The sequence below is a fragment of the Bradyrhizobium sp. Kon58 genome (assembly GCF_055807455.1).
On record NZ_JBVVOT010000303.1, the window covers coordinates 1 to 308 of the forward strand.

Here is a 308-nt window from a genome sequence, read left to right on the forward strand (position 1 = left end):
TCGATGACCGCCCTCTTGGGTATGCTCGCAATCGCCGGCTATCAAAATCGGGACAAGCTCGCCGACATGTTTCGCAATGCTACCTCCGGTCAGCCGTCGGGTACCAAGGATTCCCTGAGCGGCATGCTCGGCAATCTTGGCGGCCTCGTGGGAGGCGGCGGTGTCGGTTCGCTGCTGAACGGCGGGATCGGCGAGTTGCTCGAACACTTCAGGCAGAACGGGCAAGGCGATGCGGCTCAATCCTGGATCAATCAGGGGCCAAACCGGGAAGTCACCCCGCCCGAACTCCAGCAGGCTATCGGTCCGGA

The 308-nt window shown here is 62.3% G+C and carries 1 protein-coding gene; it reads left to right on the forward strand.

All coding sequences use genetic code 11. From position 1 onward, the window contains the following. A partial coding sequence (locus tag AC0L20_RS40560) for a YidB family protein (RefSeq protein WP_473295756.1) occupies nucleotides 1-308 on the forward strand: 308 nt, incomplete at both ends.